Origin of the sequence: Dongia sp., from assembly GCF_041918875.1 — a bacterium.
GTDB lineage: Bacteria > Pseudomonadota > Alphaproteobacteria > Dongiales > Dongiaceae > Dongia.
The window spans coordinates 51,628-72,094 of record NZ_JAYRUV010000005.1 but is presented as its reverse complement, the minus strand read 5'-3'; the positions used below and the strand labels follow the sequence as shown (position 1 = coordinate 72,094).

The 20,467-nt window shown below is 63.5% G+C and carries 25 protein-coding genes; 18 read left to right on the top strand and 7 right to left on the bottom strand.

Annotated features, from left to right (window positions below):
• The first annotated feature begins 46 nt into the window (after nucleotides 1-46).
• The 7 genes from ACE3TY_RS06985 (at nucleotide 47) to ACE3TY_RS06955 (ending at nucleotide 6,647) form a co-directional block, all read left to right on the top strand.
• The gene (locus ACE3TY_RS06985) at nucleotides 47-1,501 is read left to right on the top strand and encodes a sensor histidine kinase (RefSeq protein WP_374652173.1); all 1,455 of its coding nucleotides are present in this window, start codon (nucleotides 47-49) and stop codon (nucleotides 1,499-1,501) included.
• 107 nt (nucleotides 1,502-1,608) lie between these two features.
• On the top strand, nucleotides 1,609-3,540 hold the full coding sequence (gene thrS, locus ACE3TY_RS06980) for a threonine--tRNA ligase (protein WP_374652171.1): 1,932 nt from the start codon (nucleotides 1,609-1,611) through the stop codon (nucleotides 3,538-3,540).
• Nucleotides 3,541-3,696: 156 nt separating this feature from the next.
• Complete coding sequence (infC, locus tag ACE3TY_RS06975) at nucleotides 3,697-4,239, top strand: translation initiation factor IF-3 (protein ID WP_374652461.1); 543 nt, start codon at nucleotides 3,697-3,699, stop codon at nucleotides 4,237-4,239.
• Nucleotides 4,240-4,489: 250 nt separating this feature from the next.
• Nucleotides 4,490-5,455 carry a hypothetical protein gene (locus ACE3TY_RS06970; protein WP_374652169.1) on the top strand — a complete coding sequence of 322 codons (966 nt, stop codon included), beginning with the start codon at nucleotides 4,490-4,492 and terminating at the stop codon, nucleotides 5,453-5,455.
• Nucleotides 5,439-5,795, top strand: a complete 357-nt coding sequence (locus ACE3TY_RS06965) for a M23 family metallopeptidase (RefSeq protein WP_374652167.1) — start codon at nucleotides 5,439-5,441, stop codon at nucleotides 5,793-5,795. The genes ACE3TY_RS06970 and ACE3TY_RS06965 overlap by 17 nt, the downstream gene beginning before the upstream one ends.
• Before the next feature lie 42 nt (nucleotides 5,796-5,837).
• Entirely contained in the window at nucleotides 5,838-6,407 is a 570-nt protein-coding gene (locus ACE3TY_RS06960) for a hypothetical protein (protein WP_374652166.1), read from the top strand.
• Between the two features lie 18 nt (nucleotides 6,408-6,425).
• Nucleotides 6,426-6,647 (top strand): hypothetical protein, encoded by a 222-nt coding sequence (locus ACE3TY_RS06955; protein WP_374652164.1) that lies wholly within the window; start codon nucleotides 6,426-6,428, stop codon nucleotides 6,645-6,647.
• 48 nt (nucleotides 6,648-6,695) lie between these two features.
• Here the strand turns inward: ACE3TY_RS06955 and ACE3TY_RS06950 are convergent, their stop codons facing one another.
• Nucleotides 6,696-6,869, bottom strand: a complete 174-nt coding sequence (locus tag ACE3TY_RS06950; RefSeq protein WP_374652162.1) for a hypothetical protein — start codon at nucleotides 6,867-6,869, stop codon at nucleotides 6,696-6,698.
• A gap of 23 nt (nucleotides 6,870-6,892) precedes the next feature.
• Here ACE3TY_RS06950 and ACE3TY_RS06945 point away from each other — a divergent pair, with 23 nt between their 5' ends.
• Together ACE3TY_RS06945 and ACE3TY_RS06940 are read left to right on the top strand one after the other, a co-directional pair.
• Entirely contained in the window at nucleotides 6,893-7,162 is a 270-nt protein-coding gene (locus ACE3TY_RS06945) for a hypothetical protein (protein ID WP_374652161.1), read from the top strand.
• Nucleotides 7,163-7,297: 135 nt separating this feature from the next.
• Entirely contained in the window at nucleotides 7,298-8,284 is a 987-nt protein-coding gene (locus ACE3TY_RS06940; RefSeq protein WP_374652159.1) for an aldo/keto reductase, read from the top strand.
• A gap of 33 nt (nucleotides 8,285-8,317) precedes the next feature.
• Here ACE3TY_RS06940 and ACE3TY_RS06935 read toward each other — a convergent pair whose 3' ends face one another.
• Complete coding sequence (locus tag ACE3TY_RS06935) at nucleotides 8,318-8,536, bottom strand: DUF1127 domain-containing protein (RefSeq protein ID WP_374652157.1); 219 nt, start codon at nucleotides 8,534-8,536, stop codon at nucleotides 8,318-8,320.
• Between the two features lie 225 nt (nucleotides 8,537-8,761).
• Complete coding sequence (locus ACE3TY_RS06930) at nucleotides 8,762-10,168, bottom strand: adenylate/guanylate cyclase domain-containing protein (RefSeq protein ID WP_374652155.1); 1,407 nt, start codon at nucleotides 10,166-10,168, stop codon at nucleotides 8,762-8,764.
• Between the two features lie 267 nt (nucleotides 10,169-10,435).
• Here ACE3TY_RS06930 and ACE3TY_RS06925 point away from each other — a divergent pair, with 267 nt between their 5' ends.
• From ACE3TY_RS06925 to speB, 3 genes are all read left to right on the top strand, one after another.
• Complete coding sequence (locus ACE3TY_RS06925; protein ID WP_374652154.1) at nucleotides 10,436-10,987, top strand: NifU family protein; 552 nt, start codon at nucleotides 10,436-10,438, stop codon at nucleotides 10,985-10,987.
• A gap of 79 nt (nucleotides 10,988-11,066) precedes the next feature.
• Nucleotides 11,067-11,666, top strand: a complete 600-nt coding sequence (locus ACE3TY_RS06920; protein ID WP_374652152.1) for a malonic semialdehyde reductase — start codon at nucleotides 11,067-11,069, stop codon at nucleotides 11,664-11,666.
• Nucleotides 11,667-11,800: 134 nt separating this feature from the next.
• A complete protein-coding gene (speB, locus tag ACE3TY_RS06915; RefSeq protein ID WP_374652150.1) occupies nucleotides 11,801-12,769 on the top strand; it encodes an agmatinase in 969 nt (322 codons plus the stop codon).
• Between the two features lie 10 nt (nucleotides 12,770-12,779).
• Here the strand turns inward: speB and ACE3TY_RS06910 are convergent, their stop codons facing one another.
• The 3 genes from ACE3TY_RS06910 to ACE3TY_RS06900 are packed head-to-tail and all read right to left on the bottom strand — an operon-like array spanning nucleotide 12,780 to nucleotide 15,751.
• Nucleotides 12,780-13,985: an MFS transporter gene (locus ACE3TY_RS06910; RefSeq protein ID WP_374652149.1), complete on the bottom strand. Its 1,206-nt coding sequence runs from the start codon at nucleotides 13,983-13,985 to the stop codon at nucleotides 12,780-12,782.
• Complete coding sequence (locus ACE3TY_RS06905; RefSeq protein WP_374652148.1) at nucleotides 13,982-15,364, bottom strand: FAD-dependent oxidoreductase; 1,383 nt, start codon at nucleotides 15,362-15,364, stop codon at nucleotides 13,982-13,984. The genes ACE3TY_RS06910 and ACE3TY_RS06905 overlap by 4 nt, the downstream gene beginning before the upstream one ends.
• A gap of 57 nt (nucleotides 15,365-15,421) precedes the next feature.
• Nucleotides 15,422-15,751 carry an ArsR/SmtB family transcription factor gene (locus ACE3TY_RS06900; RefSeq protein ID WP_374652146.1) on the bottom strand — a complete coding sequence of 110 codons (330 nt, stop codon included), beginning with the start codon at nucleotides 15,749-15,751 and terminating at the stop codon, nucleotides 15,422-15,424.
• Between the two features lie 145 nt (nucleotides 15,752-15,896).
• Here ACE3TY_RS06900 and ACE3TY_RS06895 point away from each other — a divergent pair, with 145 nt between their 5' ends.
• From ACE3TY_RS06895 to arsB, 3 genes are read left to right on the top strand one after another with little or no spacing between them, the layout of a single operon-like run.
• Nucleotides 15,897-16,235, top strand: coding sequence for an ArsR/SmtB family transcription factor (locus ACE3TY_RS06895; protein WP_374652145.1), 339 nt, complete (start codon nucleotides 15,897-15,899; stop codon nucleotides 16,233-16,235).
• A gap of 25 nt (nucleotides 16,236-16,260) precedes the next feature.
• Nucleotides 16,261-16,770 (top strand): arsenate reductase ArsC, encoded by a 510-nt coding sequence (locus tag ACE3TY_RS06890; protein WP_374652143.1) that lies wholly within the window; start codon nucleotides 16,261-16,263, stop codon nucleotides 16,768-16,770.
• 30 nt (nucleotides 16,771-16,800) lie between these two features.
• Nucleotides 16,801-17,844 (top strand): ACR3 family arsenite efflux transporter, encoded by a 1,044-nt coding sequence (gene arsB, locus ACE3TY_RS06885; protein ID WP_374652141.1) that lies wholly within the window; start codon nucleotides 16,801-16,803, stop codon nucleotides 17,842-17,844.
• 29 nt (nucleotides 17,845-17,873) lie between these two features.
• On the opposite strand, the gene ddpX is transcribed toward arsB, so the two are convergent.
• Nucleotides 17,874-18,425 carry a D-alanyl-D-alanine dipeptidase gene (ddpX, locus tag ACE3TY_RS06880; RefSeq protein WP_374652139.1) on the bottom strand — a complete coding sequence of 184 codons (552 nt, stop codon included), beginning with the start codon at nucleotides 18,423-18,425 and terminating at the stop codon, nucleotides 17,874-17,876.
• 98 nt (nucleotides 18,426-18,523) lie between these two features.
• Between ddpX and tsaB the strand changes: the two genes are divergently transcribed.
• The 3 genes from tsaB to ACE3TY_RS06865 all read left to right on the top strand — a co-directional run bounded on the left by tsaB (nucleotide 18,524) and on the right by ACE3TY_RS06865 (nucleotide 20,313).
• A complete protein-coding gene (gene tsaB, locus ACE3TY_RS06875) occupies nucleotides 18,524-19,207 on the top strand; it encodes a tRNA (adenosine(37)-N6)-threonylcarbamoyltransferase complex dimerization subunit type 1 TsaB (protein WP_374652137.1) in 684 nt (227 codons plus the stop codon).
• 13 nt (nucleotides 19,208-19,220) lie between these two features.
• Nucleotides 19,221-19,679 (top strand): GNAT family N-acetyltransferase, encoded by a 459-nt coding sequence (locus tag ACE3TY_RS06870; RefSeq protein ID WP_374652135.1) that lies wholly within the window; start codon nucleotides 19,221-19,223, stop codon nucleotides 19,677-19,679.
• A 178-nt stretch (nucleotides 19,680-19,857) separates the two neighbouring features.
• Nucleotides 19,858-20,313, top strand: coding sequence for a MucR family transcriptional regulator (locus tag ACE3TY_RS06865; protein WP_374652133.1), 456 nt, complete (start codon nucleotides 19,858-19,860; stop codon nucleotides 20,311-20,313).
• Nucleotides 20,314-20,467 lie beyond the last annotated feature (154 nt).

Genomic DNA, 20,467 nt, shown 5'->3' with positions numbered 1-20,467 from the left:
CAAGGCTGGCTGGACCGGATACCTGCCCGGGCGCTAGGCTCCTCCCATGTCCCGTACCGGTTCATCGCTGCAATCCCGGCTCACCGTGCGCCTGCTCGGCGTGTTCGTCTTTGCCTTCCTGCTGACCGGGCTCGCCACCTTCCTGCTGTCGCGCACCGACGATACGGAACTGCCGACCGACAGCCTGCTCGGCGATATCGACCTCATCGCGCCCAATATCCACCGCATGGGCAGGGAGGGATGGCAGGTCGCCAAGACGCCGCTCACCAAGGACATGGCCTTTGTCCTGCGCCGGCCGGACGGCATAGAGATCCTGCGCGGCGGCAACCGGAATACGCTGGCCGCCATTGTCGACATGTCGGCGGCCAAGAGCGTCATCGGCATGCCGGAGGGGACCTATAACCTGACCTGGCGCATCGACAAGCCGAGCGAGGACAATATCTATCTCATCGCCGTGGCGCTGCGCGTGGACGGCGTGCCGCTGATCCTGGAAGTGGCGGAAGTCGACACGCCGACCGATTCCGGCCTCTATGCCCTGGCCTATGAATGGCTGGGCGAATTCGTGCCCGTGGGGGTGCCGCTGCTCCTCGTGCTGGTGCTGGCCCTGACCTTGTCGCTGCGCTCGGCCCTGCGCCCGCTGGAACGGCTGCGGCGCCTGGCGGCACGGATCGGCCCGCAGCAGACGGGCCTGCGCCTGCCGACCGAGGAACTGCCGGCGGAACTGCAATCGCCGGTGCTGGCGATCAACCGCGCGCTCGACCGGCTGGATCACGGTTTCCAGGCGCAGCGCGATTTCCTGGCCGACGCCGCGCATGAACTGAGGACGCCACTCGCCATTCTCTCGGCCCATCTCGACACGCTGCCGCGCAACCAGGGGGCGGAGGCGATGAAGAGCGATGTCGAACGCATGACGCGGCTGGTCAACCAGCTGCTGCTGGTGGCGCAATTGGAATCCCTCACCATCGATGCCACCGAGACGGCGGACCTCTCCGACATCGCCATCGATCTGGCGGCGCTCTTCGCGCCGCTTGCCGTGCGCCGCCAGCGCAGCGTCGGCGTCAGCGGCGCCGAACGACCGGTGCTGGTGCGCGGCAACAGGGACGCAATCCACCAGGCCCTGCGCAATCTGGTCGAGAACGCCTTGCGCTTCACGCCGCCGGGGACCGAGGTGGAGATCGGCGTCGATGGCCAAGGCGGTGTCACGGTGAGCGATCACGGTCCCGGCGTACCGCCGGAGGAGCGCGAGATTCTGTTCCGCCGCTTCTGGCAGGGAGCCAGGCGCAAGGCCCGCGACAGCCAGGGCCGATCCGGCGACAGCGGCGGCGCGGGGCTGGGCCTTGCCATCGCCCAGCGCCTGGCCGAGACGCATGGCGGATCCTTGAGCATCAGCGACAATCCGGGCGGCGGCGCCCGCTTCACCCTGATGCTGCGCAAGGCCGATCAGCCGGCAGCGGCCGCGCCGGCACTGGCCTTCACGCTCGGCACGGCAGCCATCCCGTAAATCCGGCGCCGCCTCTTCTTGACACACCCCGGAATCCCCCTAAAGTCCGCCCGTTCCGGGCCTTTTTTGGCCAGGATGCAGCCAAATCAACGACTTTCAAGGGTATCATGCTGACGATCACGCTGCCGGATGGGGCAAAGCGCGAGTTCCCCGGTCCGGTGACCGGCGCGGAACTGGCCGCCTCCATCGGTCCGGGCCTGGCCAAGGCCGCTCTGGCTATCAAATTCGACGGCAAGGTCCGCGATCTTGCCACTGTCATTGCCGCCGATGCCAAGGTCGAGATCGTCACCCGAACTTCCGCCGATGCGCTGGAGCTGCTGCGCCACGACTGCGCCCACGTGCTGGCCGAAGCCGTGCAGGAGCTTTATCCGGGGACGCAGATCACCTTCGGCCCCGCGACCGAGACCGGCTTCTATTACGACTTCTTCCGCAACGAACCCTTCACGCCGGAGGATTTCGCCGCCATCGAGAAGAAGATGAAGGAGATCGTCGACCGCGACGAGACCATCACGCGCGAAATCTGGACGCGCGACCAGGCGGTTGAATATTTCAAGGCCATCGGCGAACGCTTCAAGGCGGAATGGATCGGCGAGATTCCGGCCGACGAGGATATCTCGATCTATCGGCAGGGGAAGTGGCTGGACCTTTGCGTGGGGCCGCATCTCCCTTCGACCGGCAAGCTCGGCAAGGCGTTCAAGCTGATGAAGGTCGCGGGCGCCTATTGGCGCGGTGACGCCAACAATCCGCAGCTGCAGCGCGTCTACGGCACCTGCTGGGCCGACGAGAAGCAGCTCGCCGCCTATCTGCTGCAGCTCGAGGAAGCGGAAAAGCGCGACCATCGCCGTTTGGGCCGCGAGATGAACCTCTTTCATCAGCAGGAAGAGGCCGTGGGCGCCATCTTCTGGCACCCGAAGGGCTGGCGCCTCTATAGGAAGCTTGAGAGCTATATCCGCCGGCGCCTGGAGACCAACGGCTATCAGGAAGTGAAGACGCCGCAGATCCTCGACCGGACCTTCTGGGAGAAGTCGGGGCATTGGGAGAAGTTCCGCGAGGCGATGTTCGTCATACCCGATGACGAGAATCCGGAAAAGCAGCTCGCTTTGAAACCGATGAACTGCCCGGGCCATGTGCAGATCTTCCGCCAGGGCATCAAGAGCTATCGCGACCTGCCCATCCGCCTCGCCGAATTCGGCGCCTGCCACCGCAACGAACCCTCTGGCGCGCTGCACGGCATCATGCGCGTGCGTGCCTTCACCCAGGACGACGCGCATATCTTCTGCACCGAGGACCAGATCGTCGACGAGACCAAGGCGTTCTGCGACTTCCTGCTCTCGGTCTACAAGGATTTCGGCTTCGAGGAGGTGATGGTCAAATTCTCCGACCGGCCGGAAAAGCGGGCGGGTGCCGATTCGACCTGGGACAAGGCGGAAGAAGCGCTCAAAACCGCAACCACGGCCGCCGGCCTCACCTTCACGCTCAATCCCGGCGAAGGCGCCTTTTATGGGCCGAAGCTGGAATTCGTGCTGCGCGACACGATCGGCCGCGACTGGCAATGCGGGACGCTGCAATGCGATTTCGTGCTGCCCGAACGCCTTGACGCCTCCTATATCGGCGAAGACGGGCAGAAGCACCGGCCGGTGATGCTGCATCGCGCGATTTTCGGTTCGCTGGAGCGTTTCGTCGGCATCCTGATCGAGCACCATGCCGGCAAATTCCCGCTCTGGCTGGCGCCGACGCAAGCGGTGGTATGTTCGATCGTCTCCGATGTCGAGCCCTATGCCAAAAGCGTCGCCAGGAAGCTGCAACAGGCTGGCCTCACGGTGGAAACCGATTTCCGCAACGAGAAGATCAATTACAAGGTCCGCGAACATTCGCTCGCCAAGACCCCGATCATCATCGCCGTGGGCAAACGCGACGAGGAAGGCGGGACCGTGGCGATCCGCCGCCTGGGAGAGGAAGGACAGAAGACCTTCACCCTCGACGAGGCCGTGGCGGTCCTGGCCGCCGAGGCCCGCTCGCCGCTGGATCGCGGCGACTGAGAAGAATCGCCGCAATATGGGTGGCTTGCCCATATGAGGGTTTCTTTGGCATAATGCGACCAAACCACCCGTCGATCGGCCCGATCGGCGGGTGCGCTGCCTTTAAGGAGGCAGCTTTGTGCCAGCAATCTGGCGAACCACTAAGAGGAGAAGACCATAGCTAGGTTCCCGTCCCAAGAAGCCGCGCCCACCCAGGACAAGGGCCCCCGCGTCAATCACCAGATCAGCGTGCGCGAAGTGCGCCTCGTCAAGGAAGATGGCGAGATGCTGGGCGTCGTATCGACCCGCGAAGCGCTCAACATGGCTGCCGAAGCCGGCCTCGATCTCGTGGAAATCTCGCCCACCGCGGTTCCGCCGGTCTGCAAGATTCTCGATTACGGCAAGTTCAAATACGAAGCGCAGAAGCGCAAGAACGAAGCCAAGAAGAAGCAGAAGGTGATCGAGGTCAAGGAGATCAAGATGCGCCCGGGCATCGAGGAGCATGATTACGACGTGAAGATGCGCGCGATCAAAAGCTTCCTTGAGGAAGGCGACAAGGTGAAGGTCACCATGCGCTTCCGTGGCCGCGAGATGATGCATCAGGAACTGGGCATGAAAGTGCTCGACAAGGTGCGCACCGAGCTCGACGAACTGATCAAGGTGGAATCCCACCCCAAGCTCGAAGGCCGCCAGATGATCATGACCATTGCGCCGAAGTAAAAGCGCGGGTCCGATACTTAGGCGTCACGGTCCACCGTCGGCGAATGCCGACATCCGCCGATGACGGCGAATGACGAAGAGAATAAGAACAACGCGCCCTCATCCGAGCGGCGCGTTTTTCTTTACCGAGCGGTATCTGCCGGACTCAAAAGTGGCACAATCCGCACACTTATTCCCGCTTTGTTCTTGATAAATTTACGCTTCTTGTGTTATGTTTTCTCCATACCCCTTTTTGGCGAGGAGGAAACACTTGGCTCTCTTCAGTAAGGCTCGGCGCGCGCCATTCGGCACGGATCGGGACGGCGACCAGCCGGCGGTCTTCGGCACATGGCGGGATGGACGCTTCGACTTCACGTCGCCCGAAGCGAGAACGGCCTGGCATCACGCCGCCTACAATCAGGGCATCGATCCGGAGACCTGGCATTTGGGGCGAGAAATGGACGCGCGGACCGAGAGCGTCGTCGCCGCTGGTCTTGGCGGCAGCCTGCCGCCAACCTATCGCGGCCCAGACGGCAAGATGCGCTTCGGCAGCGACAAGACGATCGAGCGCCCAGCCATCCGCGCCATCCGGCAGCGCGCATTCGCTGGACAGCGGATCGATGACATTGAGGCAGCCTATCGCGACAAACGTGTGCTGCCGGACTCAGTCGAAGCAGTAGCCCATCTCCTCGGCTCATCCTCTGCCAGTCGAAGTCCTGCCACAATGCCAGCCCATTCCAATGCGAGGCTGGTGGGTGAAACAACCCCAACTGAAGTTCCACCGAAGATGCGCCTAGACATTTCCGATGTCCTGCGGGGTGAGAAAAAGGAGGAAGACTACTCGCGAAACCCCGACCTTCTCCTCGCCCAGGCCGATACCGGCACGGAAAGCGAAGCGGGAACGATGTCACCTACAAGTCCGCCACAGCTCGCCGCACCTCAGGTTAAATTTCCATCCGGCACCGCAGAGCCAACCTATTCCGGCGAAAAGAAGGCGCATGGCAAGCGCGCGGCCGAAGCCGAAGCGCTGATCCAAAACCTGAAACCGGCTGAATTCTGGCCCGTGGAGGGCGAGCATCGACTGAATGTGCGGCGAGAGAAAGATAGGCAAGGTGACGGCCGATATGGCGACACGCGTTTCAGTGAGCACACAATTCATAACGGCATCGACATCGCAGCCTCGGTCGGAACTCCCGTGCGCGGTCAAGGATGGCGTCGTTGTGCGCGTCGTGAATAACGTGCCAGAGGGCGCGGCGAAGAATGAGAACAACTTCGGCTTCGGTAATGAGGTCATCATCCGGCACAGTGACGGCACCTACAGCCAGTATGCGCATTTGGGCCCTGCTCAAGACGAACGCGGGAACGCGATCAAAGATGAGAAGGGAAACAATGGAATTGTGCTTCAGGAGAATGATGAGGTTAAGGCCGGGGAACAGATTGGTGCGGTAGGGAAAACGGGTAATGTTCCCGATAAAGCCGATCCACATCTTCATTTTGAGGTAAGGGTCTTCGGCAGCGGCGTTTCTGCAAAAGAGCGGACGACAATTCATCCTTTCTACTTCTTGCCGAATCCATGAATCGGTATCGTCCCATCACGATCAGAAGAGAAAGGTGAGAGAATGCATCGCGTCCTGACAAGCGTCCTGACTATGGTCGTTCTCGGCAGCATTTTGTTGGCGTCACAAGCCACGGCAGCCGATGATTGTCGCATCTACGACGATGTCGGCGACAAACTGGCCATTGGCCAATACCCGCTTGGCACGCCGATGTTAAGCTTCATGTCCAGAGAAGCCCTGCTTGTCTGCATTGACGAAAACCAGGGAGCGCCCGTATGCGTCTTCGACGACATAAAGGGCGCTTACAACGTCGAATTTGGCCGCGGTGGCATTGAAAACCACGTCGTTGGATACACAGAGGACTCCGCCGTCGGAAATAAAAAAAGAGCCGACCTCATCGCCGGCGTTGCGTTCGGAGATACGATCTTCGAAGTGGGAAAGAAGCTGCGCGCGCTTCCGGAGGATTTTCCGCAATGGATGTTCCGCCAAAATGGAAATCATCTGCTGATTTTTACAGACGATTGTATACGCAGCAGCAGCGGAGCTCTCTGGGGTTATTTGCTGGCATTCGACCAAAACGGCGTTCTGATTTCTGTCGAAGGTGCGCTGAAGGGCTATGAGGGGCCGATGTGAAGCGTCGATAGGATCCCGATGCAACCATGCCTTCGCCGCAACGGCACCGAAATCAAGACCGGGCCGAAGATCGAATCGGTCGGCAGGACCGGCAACATCGACAAACCGGCCGAGCCGGGGCAGCCTAAGATGGATCGTGCCGACACGCATCTACACTTCGAGGTGCGCTACGGTAATCCCGGAATTGCCAAGGCGCAGCGGACGACGATCGATCCGCTCTACTATTTGCCAGTGGAGTAAGCAATGCCAAAGCAACAAATCAGCGGTATCTTGAGGACGGCGTGTCGATCAGTCGTTGTGCTGCTCTGTCTCCTTTCTGCGCTGCCGCAGGCCTTGGCGGCGAATTCCGAAACCTGTGCCAGCATCTTTGACGACACTCAAGATGCGTTCCGCATTGGAGATCACCCCATCGGTAAACCTTTGCTTTCCATCATGTCGAAGGACGAGATCGATGCCTGCCATCGCGACAATATGGTCGATGCAACATGCATTTTAAAGATTCCGCCGGCGCGGCCATCGAATCGTTCGTGCCGTCAAAAGCAGAGACCGGCGAAGTGGAATATGCGCTCGAAATGGCCGTCGTGGAGCTAGCGCAGGCATCGGCCAACGAGGCGCCGCGCGCGCATCTTCCCGCCGGCATCCGCTTTGGCGAGTCGCTTTCCGGCGTCCTGAAGAAATTGGCTGCCGTCACGGGCGGCCCATCTGCTCTTCAGATGGAATCGTCAGCGAGCGGTGATATGCTGGAAACCGGATAGTGTATTCGATCGAGCTACGGCGCCCTCTGGCGTCTCGAACTTTCCTTCGACGCGTGGCATGGCCTGACACATGCTTACGCGATAAAGAAAGAATATGATCCCTACGACTGACACGCCTCGAATAGGTTTCCACACATGCTGAGCAAGCGCAAACTAGGTCGCCAAGGTCTCGAAGTCTCGTGCCTGGGCCTCGGTTGCATGGGGATGAGCCAATCCTATGGACCGGCCGATGAGCGGGAATCGATTGCCGTCATTCACCGCGCCATTGCGGAAGGATGCACGTTCTTCGATACGGCCGAGGTCTATGGACCCTATGCGAATGAGGAACTGCTGGGCCGCGCACTCAAGGGCCGGCGCTGCGAGGTGACCATCGCCACCAAATTCGGCTTTCGCATCGAGAGTGGCAAGATCAACGGCACCGACAGCCGCCCCAGCCATATCCGCGAGGCGGTCGATGCATCGCTCATGCGCCTTGGCACCGACCATATCGACCTCCTCTATCAGCACCGCGTCGACAAGGCGATCCCCATTGAGGATGTGGCGGATACCGTGGCGGGCCTCGTCCAGGCGGGGAAGGTGCGTTATTTCGGGCTTTCGGAAGCCGGCGCCAGGACCATCCGCCGGGCGCATAAGGTGCACCCCGTTTCGGCCCTGCAGAGCGAATATTCGCTGTGGGAGCGCAATCTGGAGGCCGATATCATCCCGGTCTTGCGAGAGCTCGGTATCGGCCTCGTCCCCTTCAGCCCGTTGGGGCGCGGCTTCCTCACCGGCATGGCACAGCCTGCCGAAAGCTATCCGCAAGGCGATTACCGCCGGCTCGATCCGCGTTTCCAGGGCGCCAATTTCGATGCCAACATGGCTGCCGCCAAACTGGTGCAGGAGATCGCCGCCGGGAAAGGCGTCAAGCCCGGGCAGTTGGCGCTGGCCTGGCTGCTTGCCAAGGGCGATTTCATCGTGCCGATTCCCGGCACCAAGCGGCAGAGCTACCTGCTTGAAAATATCGCCGCGGCTGAAATCGTCTTGAGCCCGGCCGAGCTTGCTGCCCTGGACGGCGCGTTGCCGCCGGGCAGCATTGCCGGCTTACGATATGGCGAGATGCATCTCGGCCTGCTCGACCGCTAGACGGGAACCGGCCGCCGATGCGCTGCCGGTGCCTCAGGTATGAGCGATCTTGGCGAAACGCGGCGCTGGTGCGGGGGCGGCATCCGCCGGGCGCACGAGTGCCGCGGCTTCGCGGGCGATCTGCGGGATTTCGCTGCGGCTGAGGCCCATATCGGCCAGTTCACGCTCGGTATAGGTCGCCAGTTCGCGGCGCACCTCGCCGTAGCGCTGCCAGCGGCGGAAAGCGAGATCAAGTGTAGACAGAAGCTGCATGTGACGGGTCCTTGAACTGGGTTTTCATTCAGCAGCCTCCCAGAACCTGGATCTGAATATAGTCTGACAAATACTGCAACGCAATATGATACCTGCATGCTGTCTTAATAACTCTCGCATGTATCCACCTAACGCATTGATAAATATTATATCCAAAAGCCGACGACATGCTGCGTCGCAGCAGCGCCCAATAAAATTCAAGAATTAACTATATTCGAGTTAATTTTATGGCAAGCCAAAAACGTCCTGCGGTTCAGCGAAGCCGCGCACTGGATGGGTGCCAAGGAATTTGAGGCGGGAGCCGCAGACGGAGGCGAACTGGCGCGACGCAAGGAGCGGCTGGTCAAGCACCGGGCAGAGACCTTCGAGCCGCGTCGCCAGATTGACCGCCGGGCCGATGACGGTGAAGTCGAGCCGCGCATTCTCGCCCTGCACGGCGCCGATATTGCCATAGGAGACCGAACCGGCATGCAGGCCGATGCCGACATGAAGCGGCGGCTGGCCGGTCGCCATCCTGAGTTCGTTGAGGTCGCGCAACCCGTCGAGCGCGCCCATGGCGGCATCGAGGGCGACGCAGATCTTGTTGTCGCGGTCGAGATCGTCCTGCATCGGGAAGATCGCCAGCATGGCATCGCCGATGAATTTCAGAATCTCGCCGCCGCGTTCCACGACCGGCCTGGCGATCGTGTCGAAATAATCGTTGAGTGTCGCGATGACGAGGTCGCGCGGCAGCTCGTTCGACATCTGCGTGAAATTGCGAAGATCGCAATACCAGATGGCGGCCGCGATGGTGCGTGCATCGCCGCGCTGGATCTGGCCGGAAAGCACGGCCTGACCGGCGCCCTGGCCCAGATAGACATGCATGAGCGAACGGGCGATATAGGCCCATTCGCGCGCCTCGATGACGAGGCTGAGGAGCGGGATGAGCGTGCGGAAGGCTTCCATCTGCGTTTCGAGAAAGCCGCCCGGCGTGTCGGTGGTGATGGAAACGGAGGAACGCACGCCACCCGGCAGGCGGATGGCGAAGATGGCGTAATCGGTGGCGCCCGCCTTCTTCATGTCCTCCAGGATCGGGAAATCGAAGCGCGCTTCCGGTCCGGTAAGGTGGCGGCGGATCTCCGGCTCGTCGCCCTGGTAAAGCCGGCGCAGGGGCGATGAGAGGAACTCGGGACTGGAGAGCACGGCATGGTCGCGCGCCACGCGCCGCGCCACCTCGTCGCCGCGACTCCAGGCATAGCCGATGGCGGCGATCTGCGGATGCAGCGTGCGCACCGAGACGAAGAAACGCAGCAGCGGAAAGCCGTTCTCAGTGAGCTGTGTTGCCAGCGACGTCACCAGTTCGCCAAGGTCGCCGATAAGGCGCCCCTCATCCAGCAGCCAGCGGAAGGCGGCCTCGACCGCCGGACAGCCCAGGCATGCCTCGCCTGCCATGGCCCGCGCCATGAGCGGCACGATCTGCGGCGAGGCAATGCTGGGATCGGCATGCAGCCCGCCTTCCAGCCCGTCGCGGCGCGCCAGCACCTCTGCCCGTGACGCAGGGCTGGCCTCGCGCGCCTGCATGTCGCCGCGCGGCATTCCGTCGCTGAGGTCGTCGTCATTGGCCGGAAGGTGGGGCTGCGGCGAAGTAGCCATTACCAAGCCTTGTTCGAGTTTGCGTGGGCGGTATATGGGGTGCCTGGAGCCGGCCATAAAGCCTTTTCCATGGCCTTTCCCAAGATCCGGCCCCAAGATTCGATAGGACAACGATACCCTGCCGAATCATACCTTGGCACCCCTCTTCGGCTAAACCCCATCGACGCTAGGGATGAAAGCTATTGCCAAAATAAGGGTTGAAGGTGCGCCGTCCCGCGCTAATTTGGCTATCGAGACGCTTCTTCATCATTTTAGCGGAGTTCCGCCATGTTCATCCAGACCGAAGAAACGCCGAATCCGGCGACCCTCAAATTTCTTCCCGGCCGCACCGTCATGGGTGAGGGCACGGCGGATTTCGCCCGCGCCGAAGGCGCCGAGCGATCGCCGCTGGCCTTGCGCCTGTTCGATGTCGACGGCGTTCGCCGCGTATTCCTCGGCGGCGATTTCGTCACCGTGACCAAGGCCGACGAAAAGGATTGGGCGCTGCTCAAGCCCGCCCTCCTCGGAATCATCATGGAGCATTTCACCGCCAATCATCCGGTCATGCTGGACGAGGGTGCGGCGGTTCCGGCCGAAAGCGGCGAGGAAGAGGACGAGATCGTCATCCAGATCAAGGAACTGCTGGAAACCCGCGTGCGCCCGGCCGTGGCGCAGGATGGTGGCGACATCGTCTTCCACGCGTTCGAGGATGGCGTCGTCTATCTGCACATGCAGGGGTCGTGCTCGGGCTGTCCCAGCTCGACCGCGACCTTGAAGATGGGCATCGAAAACATGCTGCGCCACTACGTGCCGGAAGTGCTCGAAGTCCGTCCGGTCTGAAACCTTTCATCCCGATCGGGACAGGGGCGCCGGAATGGCGCCCCTTTTCATTTCACCGAACGCCTGAACCGGACAGACGATGACGACAGATCAACGCCAGCTTGACGATGCCGCCCTCGACCTTGTTTTCCGCAACGCGCGGACGCATTCGAAATGGCAGGATCGCGACGTGCCCGATACGCTGCTGGCCCAAGCCTATGAGCTGGCGCGCATGGGACCGACCAGCGGCAACTGCCAGCCCTTGCGCATCCTGTTCGTGCGCGGGGCGGAGGCGAAGAAGAAGTTCGAGCCGGCCTTGTCGGAAGGCAACCGCGCCAAGACCATGGCGGCACCGGTCACGGCGATCTTCGCCATGGATATGGAATTCTACGAACTGATGCCGCGCCTGTTCCACGATCCCACGGCGCGGTCCTGGTTCGCCGGCAAGCCCGCGGCGATCGAGGAGACGGCTTTGCGCAACAGCACCCTGCAGGCCGCCTATTTCATCCTGGCCTGCCGGTCGCTGGGGCTCGATTGCGGACCGATGTCGGGTTTCGACAAAAGGAAAGTCGACGCGACCTTCTTTGCCGGTACGAGCTGGCGGTCGAATTTCATCTGCAATATCGGCTATGGCGACAGGACGGCGCTGCATCCACGCAATCCGCGCCTGGATTTCACCGAAGCCTGCCGCATCGCCTGACTCGGGTCGCCTGACGGGGAGGCCGCCCGCGCCGACGGCGCTGCCACCCAGGTTTCGGCTGCCGTGGCTGCGTGACTTGGAAGGCGGCCGGCCTGTATGCTCCACCCCGACCATCATGTGGAGACAGCCAGGCCGTGACTCGCCCCAACAGCAATCCCCAGCCCGTCGATGCCGTCCTCGTGCCGCGCTTCGGCGCCATTCCCACCTTCATGCGGCTGCCGCATCTGACCGATCCGGCGGCGGTCGATATCGCGCTCATCGGTGTGCCCTGGGACGGCGGGACGACCAACCGCGCCGGCGCCAGGCACGGCCCGCGCGAAATCCGCAACATGTCGAGCTTCATGCGCAAGGTGCATCATGTCAGCCGCATCGCGCCTTACGAGCTGGCGCGGGTGGCTGACCTCGGCGATGCGCCGGTCAACCCGATCGACCTCATGGATGCCCTGCAGCGCATCGAGAGTTTCTACGCCAAGGTCCATGCCGCGGGCGCCGTGCCGCTGTCGGCGGGCGGCGATCATCTCATCACCCTGCCGATCTTCCGCGGCATCGCCCGCGAGCGCCCGGTCGGCATGATCCATTTCGATGCCCATTCGGACACCAACGACCGCTATTTCGGCGACAATCTCTATACCCACGGCACGCCCTTCCGCCGCGCGGTGGAGGAAGGACTGCTCGACCCCAAGCGCGTCGTGCAGATCGGCATCCGCGGTTCGATCTACAGTGCCGACGACATGGCCTTTGCCGAAAGCAGCGGCATGCGCGTGATCTACATGGAGGAGTTCGCCAGGATCGGCGTCGAGAAGGTCATCGCCGAGGCGCGCCGCGTGGTCGGCGACGGCCCCACCTATATCAGCTTCGATGTCGATGGCATCGACCCGGCCTTCACGCCGGGCACGGGCACGCCGGAAATCGGCGGTTACAACACGCTGGAGGCGCAGACGGTGCTGCGCGGCCTGCAGGGCCTCGACCTCATCGGCGGCGATGTGGTGGAAGTTTCTCCGCCCTTCGACCCCAGCGGCAATACCGCCCTGGTCGGCGCCACCCTGATGTTCGAAATCCTCTGCCTGCTGGCGGATTCGCTCAGCCGCCGCCGCCAGCGATAGCGGCGGGTTCTCAGCGCATGGTGCGCCGGTAGAGGCTGACGGCCAGAAGAACATTGCAGAGCGCCACGCCGGCCACGACGCCGAGCGCCGTGTGGGCGCCCCAAAGTTCCAGCATCAGCGCGCCCACCGACGGCGCGGCGGCCTGGGCGATGAGGCTGGGCCGGGCGAGCTGGCCCATGATCGGCGCGTAATCGTCGGGGCCGAACAGGACCAGCGGCAAGGTCGCGCGCGCAATCGATTCAAGACCGATGCCGGCCCCGTAGAAAATCAGCGCGAGAAATGTCGCCGGCAGGCCGCCCCAGAGAAAACCGAGCCCGATCGCCACGCAGGAGACCGAGGCGAGCTTGGTCCAGATCGGGTGATGATACCTGCCGATCAGCATCTCGATGAAGCGGGCGCCCACCTGGGAAGGTCCCACCAGCGCGCCCAGCGCCACGGCGGCCGCCAGCGCGAGGCCCTGCGCCTGCAGGATGACGAGAAGATGGACCGAGATCACCGTCGAAACGGTGGCGCCGATCATGATGCTTGCGGCCAGCAGGATGAAGGTCGCGCGCGGGGGCCTGGGCGGTGCCGGCGCCGGCACGGCATCTTGGGCAGGCGGTGCCGCCAGGATGCGCCGCGCCGATCCGGGCGGCAGGGCGAAGAGATAGAGCGGCAGCGAGATGCCAAGATGAATGAGCGCATAGGTGAGGCAGGCACCGCGCCAGCCCAGTTCGCCGGCCAGGAAGGCCGAAAGCGGCCAGCAGGCCGTGCTGGCAAAGCCGCCAAAGAGCGTCAGGCCGGCGATCAGCGGCCTGGCACCCTGGCCATAAATGTGCCCCAGGGTCGAGAAGGCGGGATCGTAGAGGCCCGCCCCCATGCCGAGACCGATGGCGAGCCAGGCCAGCAGGAAGATGCCGAGATTGGGCGCCAGCGACAGGCCGAGGAGGCCGCCCGCCAGCAGCAGCGCGCTGGCGGCCAGCACCGGGCGCCCGCCATGCTGGCGGATCTTGCGGCCGATGAAGGGTGCCGCCAATCCGGCGGTGAGCAGGCCCAGCGACAGGCCGCCAACGATCCAGGGCAGGGACCAGCCGGTATCGGCGGCGATCGGCTGAGCGAGGACCGCCGGCAGGTAATAGGACGAGCCCCAGGCGAGAATCTGGGTCACACCGAGAACTGGAACGACGAGGCGCGGCGAGGTTTTAACGCTCGCCGCGCCGGAAATGGTTTTATTCAAGCAGCCTCACCGCAACCGCATCCGGATTTACCGGCCGATTTGGCTACAACATCGGTGACGCAGCAAGCCCCGGTCCCGGCCGGTGCCGGCCCGCCGCAGCATCCGGCGGCATCCGCGGCACCGTCCGTCGAACAGATTCCGGTTTCCGGCAGGACGAGATGGACATCATCGGCCGCCTCCAGATCGCCGGCCAGGGCCGCGGCGACCGAGCGCGCCTGCTCGTAGCCGGTCAGCAGCAGGAAGGTCGGCGCACGGCCATAGCTCTTGACGCCGATCGTGTAGAAACCGGGCTCGGGATGCGCGGTCTCCCTATGCCCATGGGGCGGCACCGAGCCGCAGGAATGGAGATTGGGATCGATGAGCGGCCCCAGCGCCTTGACGCTTTCCAGCCAGGGGTCGAGTTCGAGGCGCAGTTCGCGCGTCATGTCGAGATCGGGCCGCTGCCCGGTCGCAACCACGATGCGCTCGACCGGTGGCAGAACCCCGTCGCCGGCTTCGGTGGCGCCGACCAGTTCCAGGCCGTCGCCTTGCTGGCGCAGCGCATTCGCCCGGAAGCCGGTGACGAGCTGGATCCGGCCCTGTTCGACCGATTGCCGCAGGCGCGTGCCGAGCGCGCCGCGCGCCTCCAGCTGGTCGGCCGGCCCGCCGCCATAGATCCGGTTCATGTCGGTGCCGCGCACGACCCAGATCGCCTGGGTGCCGGGCGCTTCCCGCGCCAGGCGAATGAGGTCGAGCAGCACATTGATGGCCGAATAGCCGCCGCCCACCACGGCCACGCGCTTGCCGGCATAATCGGCGCGTCTTGTGCCCAGCACGTCCGGCATGCCGTAGGCGATGCGGTTCGCGGCCTCTTCTTCGCCCGGAATCTTCAGTCCAGAAGCGCCGAGCGGATTGGGGTTCTGCCAGGTGCCGGACGCATCGATGACCGCCCGGGCAAGATCGATGCGCTGCTTTCCGTCGGCGCCAACGATCCGCAGTTCGAACGGCTTGCTCGCGCGCGCCTTGCTGGTGACCTTGTCGAGCCCGGCGCGGGAGATGGCGATGACCGTGGCATCCGTTTCGATTATACCGCCGAGTTCCGGCACGGCGGCCAGCGGCCGCAGATAATCCCGCACGATCTCGGCACCCGTGGGCGGTGCGGCGGGCCGCGGCAGCATCCAGCCATGGCGTTCCAGCAGCCGGCGCGAGGCGGCGTCCACGCTCTGCTCCCAGGTCGTGAAGATGCGCACATGACCCCAATCGAGGATGTTGGCGCCGACACTCTTGCCGGCTTCATAGACCTTCACCTTGATTCCGCGTTCGGCGAGATGCGCCGCGGCCGCGAGACCGATCGGACCCGCGCCGATCACGGCGACTGGCAGGTTTGCAGGAGCATCCATCTTCGATTCCTCTATTTCCAAGATAGTCGAAATATAACGGCAAAAAACGGCAGCCGTTCAGGCGGCCCGGCCGCCCTTGGCAAGGCTCGCGGGCCTGCATCCGGCATCGAGGCAGCATTCATCGGCCAGATAACCGACCAGCCCTCGCATGGCCGGATAGTGGGCGTGGCACATCAAGCTGGTCCCCTGGCGCTCCTGATAGATCAGCCCGGCCGACATCAGCTGCCGGATGTGATGCGACAAGGTCGAAGCAGCGAGGCCCAGCTTGTCCTGCAGGTGCCCGCAGGCAAGTCCGTCGTCGCCCGCCCGCACCAGCGCCCGGTAGAGCTGGAGCCGGATCGGATTGCCGAGGGACGCCAATTGCCGCGCTGCCGTTTCGACTTTCATGAAAAGCAGGATCGCCCGGGGCCGCCGGCTGCGTCAAGTTCTATTTCCATAAATATCGAAATAGAAAAGGCGGCATGCCGGCTGTCACGGAAGTTTCACGGAGCCCGCCTTGACAGGCTCCTGATATTTCGGTGATTATCGAAACATGGAAACAACACAGGCGATAGCGGCCCTTTCCGCCCTGGCGCAGGAGACGCGGCTCGACGTGTTCCGGCACCTGATGCAGCAATTGCCGGGCGGGGTTCCCGCCGGCGATCTGGCGGACGCGTTCGGCGTGCCCGCCAGCACCATGTCCACCCATCTTGCCATCCTGACGCGCGCCGGCCTGACGCGGTCGGAGCGGGACGGCCGGACGATCTATTACGCGGCCGAGCTGGGCGGTATCAGGGGCTTGCTCGAATTCCTGGTCAAGGATTGCTGCAACGGCAGATCCGCGGCCTGCAACAAGCTGCTGAAGGCGGCACTGTCGCCCTGCTGCGGCTGATCCATCCAGAAACCGGGGACATCTCATGACCGAGCACGTCTTTAATGTTCTTTTCCTGTGCACGGGCAATTCGGCCCGCAGCATCCTTGCCGAAAGCATCCTCAACCGCGAAGGCAGGGGCCGGTTCAGGGCTTTCAGCGCCGGCAGCCAGCCCAGGGGCGCGGTCCATCCCTTCGCCATCGACCTTCTCAAGAAGATGAACCATCCGGTCGAGCAGTTGCGTTCCAAGAACTGGGACGAGTTCGCCGCCGACGGCGCTCCGGTGATGGATTTCGTCTTCACCGTCTGCGACAACGCGGCCAACGAAGTATGCCCGGTCTGGCCGGGCCAGCCGATGAGCGCGCATTGGGGCCTGCCGGATCCGGCAGCGGCCGAGGGAACCGAGGCCGAACGGCGCTTCGCCTTCGCCGATGCCTATCGCATGCTGACGAACCGCATCGGCATTTTCGTCAACCTGCCGCTACGCGCGCTGGACAAGCTCAGCCTGCAGAAGCGCCTGAGCGAAATCGGGCGGGATTTCACCCAGTCCGCCTGACTGAGCCGCCTTGTCCCGGGGATAAAACACGTGAATCCGTTCGAACGCTATCTGACCCTTTGGGTCGCCTTGTGCATTGTCGTGGGGATCGCCCTGGGACATTTCTTTCCCATCGTCTTTCAGGCCATCGGCGCCGCCGAAATCGCCAAGGTCAACATTCCCGTGGCGGCCCTCATCTGGCTGATGATCGTGCCGATGCTGGCCAAGATCGATTTCGCGGCATTGGGACGGGTGCGCGAACATTGGCGCGGCATCGGCGTCACCCTCTTCGTCAACTGGGCCGTGAAGCCCTTTTCCATGGCGGCACTCGGCTGGCTTTTCATCGGCTGGCTGTTCCGCCCCTATCTGCCGGAAGGCCAGATCGACAGCTATATCGCCGGCCTCATCCTGCTGGCGGCGGCGCCCTGCACCGCCATGGTGTTCGTCTGGAGCAATCTTTCCGACGGCGAGCCGCATTTCACGCTGAGCCAGGTGGCGCTCAACGATACGATCATGGTGTTCGCCTTCGCGCCCATCGTCGGCTTGCTGCTGGGCCTCTCCGCGATCACCGTGCCCTGGGACACGTTGCTGCTGTCGGTGGTGCTCTACATCGTCATCCCGGTCGCGGTCGCGCAGATCCTGCGCCGCTTCCTGCTGCGCTCCGGCGGAGAGGCGGCGCTCCGGCATCTGCTGGGCTTCCTGCAGCCCATGTCCCTGATGGCGCTGCTGGCCACCCTGGTGCTGCTGTTCGGCTTCCAGGGGCAGGAGATCATCGCAAAGCCCACGATCATCGCCCTTCTTGCCGTGCCGATCCTGATCCAGGTCTATTTCAATTCGGGCCTTGCCTATCTCCTCAACCGCTGGAGCGGCGAAGCCCATTGCGTGGCGGCCCCTTCCGCCCTCATCGGTGCCAGCAACTTCTTCGAACTGGCCGTGGCCGCCGCCATCAGCCTGTTCGGCTTCCATTCAGGGGCGGCTCTCGCCACCGTCGTCGGCGTGCTGATCGAGGTTCCGGTCATGCTGTCGGTGGTGAAGATCGTCAATGCCAGCAAAGACTGGTACGAGATCGGCAACGCCGTGCGCCGAACCCGCTAGCCAGCCGCCACGCGGCACGGGCGGGCGGATCACATCATCGGGCGCGGCAATTGCGACTGTTCGACAAGGGGATAGTCGCGGCTGTTGAAGAGCTGGTAGTGCCACCACTCGTTCCTGTAATTGTCCCAGCCGGCCGCCATCATGATTCCCAGCAGCGTGAAGCGGTTCTGCTGGGCGGCGGGTGAAACTTCGGTCGAACCGTGATGCGATTGCGGCACGGCCTCGTCGAAGCCGGTGCCCATTTCCAGTTCGCGCCCGGCCTTGTCGATGAGAGTGAGGTCGACGGCGACACCGCGCGTATGCGGCGAGCCGCGCCGGGGGTCGGCGACGAATTCGGGGTCCGGCAGGGCGTTCCACAGCCGCCATTGCGCCTCGGACGGGCGGTAGGCGTCGAAGATCTTGAGACGCAGGCCCAGGGGCTGGGCGAGATGCGCTGCATGGCGCAGCAGTTCCGCCGCCCGTTCATGCAGATAACAATCGGGATGGGCATAGATCGGCGCGCCGCTGAGATTGTGCGGCGTCGCATAGACCAGAGCGATCTCGACATCGAATGCCGTCGAGGTGATTTCAACCAGGCTCATCTTGCCACCAAAGCGCTAGAGTTCTAAACCGGCTTTACCAGATTGCATCCGCTTCTGCCACTTCCCGCCACCCGCTCGCCGAGGATTCGAAAGCACCCATGCCGACCCGCACGATCCTGGCCGTGGATGCCGCCGGCGACACCTGTTCGGTAGCCGTGGGAGCGTGCGGCACGGACGGGCTGCGGGTGCTGGCCAGGGAAAAGGTCGATCTCAAGCACGGTCATGCTGCCGTCCTGGTGCCGATGATCGAACGGACGATGGCCGAGGCGGCAATCGACCTTGCCCAGCTCGACGCCATTGCCGTGGGTATCGGTCCCGGCGGTTTCACGGGCTTGCGCATCGCCCTTTCCACCGCGCGGGGCCTGGGCCTCGCTTTGGCAAGGCCCGTCATCGGCATCAGCAATTTCCAGGCGGCGGCATTTCACCTGCCGCCGGAAAAACGCGCCAACGCCGCCGGCGACATTCTGGTGCTGATCGACAGCCGGCGCGACGAGCCCTACCTCGCCAGGCTCGATGGCGCATTGCGGTTCCGGCAGGCGCCGCGCTTCATGACGCTGGGCGAAATCGCAACGGATCTGGCCGACGCCCCGCCGGCCATCGTCACCGGCGATGGAACGGCGCTGTGGCGGGTATCCTTTCCCGGGGGCACCGAGATCGCGCCCGCCGCCGCCGATGCCGAGGCGATCCTCAATCTCGCCGCCGATCCCCTGCAGCGTTATGCGATGAAGGCGGTGCCGCTCTATCTGCGTGCCGCCGACGTTTCGCAGCCGAAGGCCGGTTAGGGTGCCGGCGGACGTGCAGTTCCGGCCGGTGGGCGGCTTCGACGGCGAACTGCTCGGCGAACTGCATAGGCGCTGTTTCACGGCGCCCTGGGACCGGGCCTGGTCGGCCAGATCCTTTGCCGAGATCCTGGCCCTGCCGGGTGCAGCCGGCCTCATCGCCGCCGCGGGCGATGAACCCCTGGGGTTCGGCCTGACCCTGCAGGCCGTGGATGAGGTGGAACTGCTGCTGCTGGCCATCCTGCCGGAGCGGCGCGGCCAGGGCCTTGCGAAGGAATTGCTGGCGCGGCTGCTGGATGCCGCCACGGCCAAGGGGGCCCGGCGCGCTTTCCTGGAAGTCGCGGTCGGGAACGCCGCCGCGATCGGGTGTTATGTCGGTGGGGGCTTCCAGGTCTCAGGCCGGCGCAAGCACTACTATCCAGGCGGCGTGGATGCTCTGATGTTCGAGAAACCCTTGGAATTGAACAATATTTAAAACAAATACAGCACATAACACGGAAATATGTGTGAGAATTGCAAATATTGAGTCTGGTTTCATTGCCAAGGTTTCGGCCGCTGGCTATGTATCCCACGCCAATATTGCGGAACGGCCGGACAGGCTTGCCACCCCGCATCCGATCAGCGGACCAGCCCGCGGAAAGAGGAATCGAACCATGAGCGATGCGCTCAAGAATGATCCCCTGTTGCCCTTGGTCACTGAGATCGTGGTCGCATACCTGTCGCACAACACCGTCGCGATGAACGAGATACCGCGCCTCATCGCCGAGACCCGCGCGGCCCTGGCGCAGAATGCCGGCGGCACCCTACCGGTCGGCGCCGGCGCCCAGCGCCCCGTGCTGGTGGCCGACAAGGAGCCGGCCGTGCCGGTCAAGAAATCGGTGACGCCCGATTACCTCGTCTGCCTCGAGGACGGCATCAAACTGAAGATGCTGAAACGGCATTTGCGCACCGCCTACGACATGACGCCCGAACAATATCGCGAGAAGTGGAACCTGCCCGCGGACTACCCCATGGTGGCCCCGAACTACGCCAAGAAGCGCTCCTCGCTGGCGCGCGAATTCGGCCTGGGCCGCGGCGGCCGCAAGCGTCCCACCCGCCGCCGTGGCTGAAAACGCCGCTTCCTCCGCCTCTTAACCATCCGGCACCATCTCGCCACCTGCTAACCCATTGACCGTCCACTCTTTATTGAGAGGCGAGCAAGGCTCTTGGCGCGGGACGGTTAACCAAGGCACAATAGCCCTTAGCCAGGAATGCTGGCGGATT

Coding starts and splice junctions, on each gene's coding strand:
- ACE3TY_RS06985 (WP_374652173.1), top strand. CDS start 47: ATGTCCCGTACCGGTTCATCGCTGCAATCCCGGCTCACCGTGCGCCTG.
- thrS (WP_374652171.1), top strand. CDS start 1,609: ATGCTGACGATCACGCTGCCGGATGGGGCAAAGCGCGAGTTCCCCGGT.
- ACE3TY_RS06960 (WP_374652166.1), top strand. CDS start 5,838: ATGCATCGCGTCCTGACAAGCGTCCTGACTATGGTCGTTCTCGGCAGC.
- ACE3TY_RS06955 (WP_374652164.1), top strand. CDS start 6,426: ATGCAACCATGCCTTCGCCGCAACGGCACCGAAATCAAGACCGGGCCG.
- ACE3TY_RS06950 (WP_374652162.1), bottom strand. CDS start 6,869: ATGGCAGGCATCGATCTCGTCCTTCGACATGATGGAAAGCAAAGGTTT.
- ACE3TY_RS06945 (WP_374652161.1), top strand. CDS start 6,893: ATGCATTTTAAAGATTCCGCCGGCGCGGCCATCGAATCGTTCGTGCCG.
- ACE3TY_RS06940 (WP_374652159.1), top strand. CDS start 7,298: ATGCTGAGCAAGCGCAAACTAGGTCGCCAAGGTCTCGAAGTCTCGTGC.
- ACE3TY_RS06935 (WP_374652157.1), bottom strand. CDS start 8,536: ATGCAGCTTCTGTCTACACTTGATCTCGCTTTCCGCCGCTGGCAGCGC.
- ACE3TY_RS06930 (WP_374652155.1), bottom strand. CDS start 10,168: ATGGCTACTTCGCCGCAGCCCCACCTTCCGGCCAATGACGACGACCTC.
- ACE3TY_RS06925 (WP_374652154.1), top strand. CDS start 10,436: ATGTTCATCCAGACCGAAGAAACGCCGAATCCGGCGACCCTCAAATTT.
- ACE3TY_RS06920 (WP_374652152.1), top strand. CDS start 11,067: ATGACGACAGATCAACGCCAGCTTGACGATGCCGCCCTCGACCTTGTT.
- ACE3TY_RS06905 (WP_374652148.1), bottom strand. CDS start 15,364: ATGGATGCTCCTGCAAACCTGCCAGTCGCCGTGATCGGCGCGGGTCCG.
- ACE3TY_RS06900 (WP_374652146.1), bottom strand. CDS start 15,751: ATGAAAGTCGAAACGGCAGCGCGGCAATTGGCGTCCCTCGGCAATCCG.
- ACE3TY_RS06895 (WP_374652145.1), top strand. CDS start 15,897: ATGGAAACAACACAGGCGATAGCGGCCCTTTCCGCCCTGGCGCAGGAG.
- ACE3TY_RS06890 (WP_374652143.1), top strand. CDS start 16,261: ATGACCGAGCACGTCTTTAATGTTCTTTTCCTGTGCACGGGCAATTCG.
- ddpX (WP_374652139.1), bottom strand. CDS start 18,425: ATGAGCCTGGTTGAAATCACCTCGACGGCATTCGATGTCGAGATCGCT.
- tsaB (WP_374652137.1), top strand. CDS start 18,524: ATGCCGACCCGCACGATCCTGGCCGTGGATGCCGCCGGCGACACCTGT.
- ACE3TY_RS06865 (WP_374652133.1), top strand. CDS start 19,858: ATGAGCGATGCGCTCAAGAATGATCCCCTGTTGCCCTTGGTCACTGAG.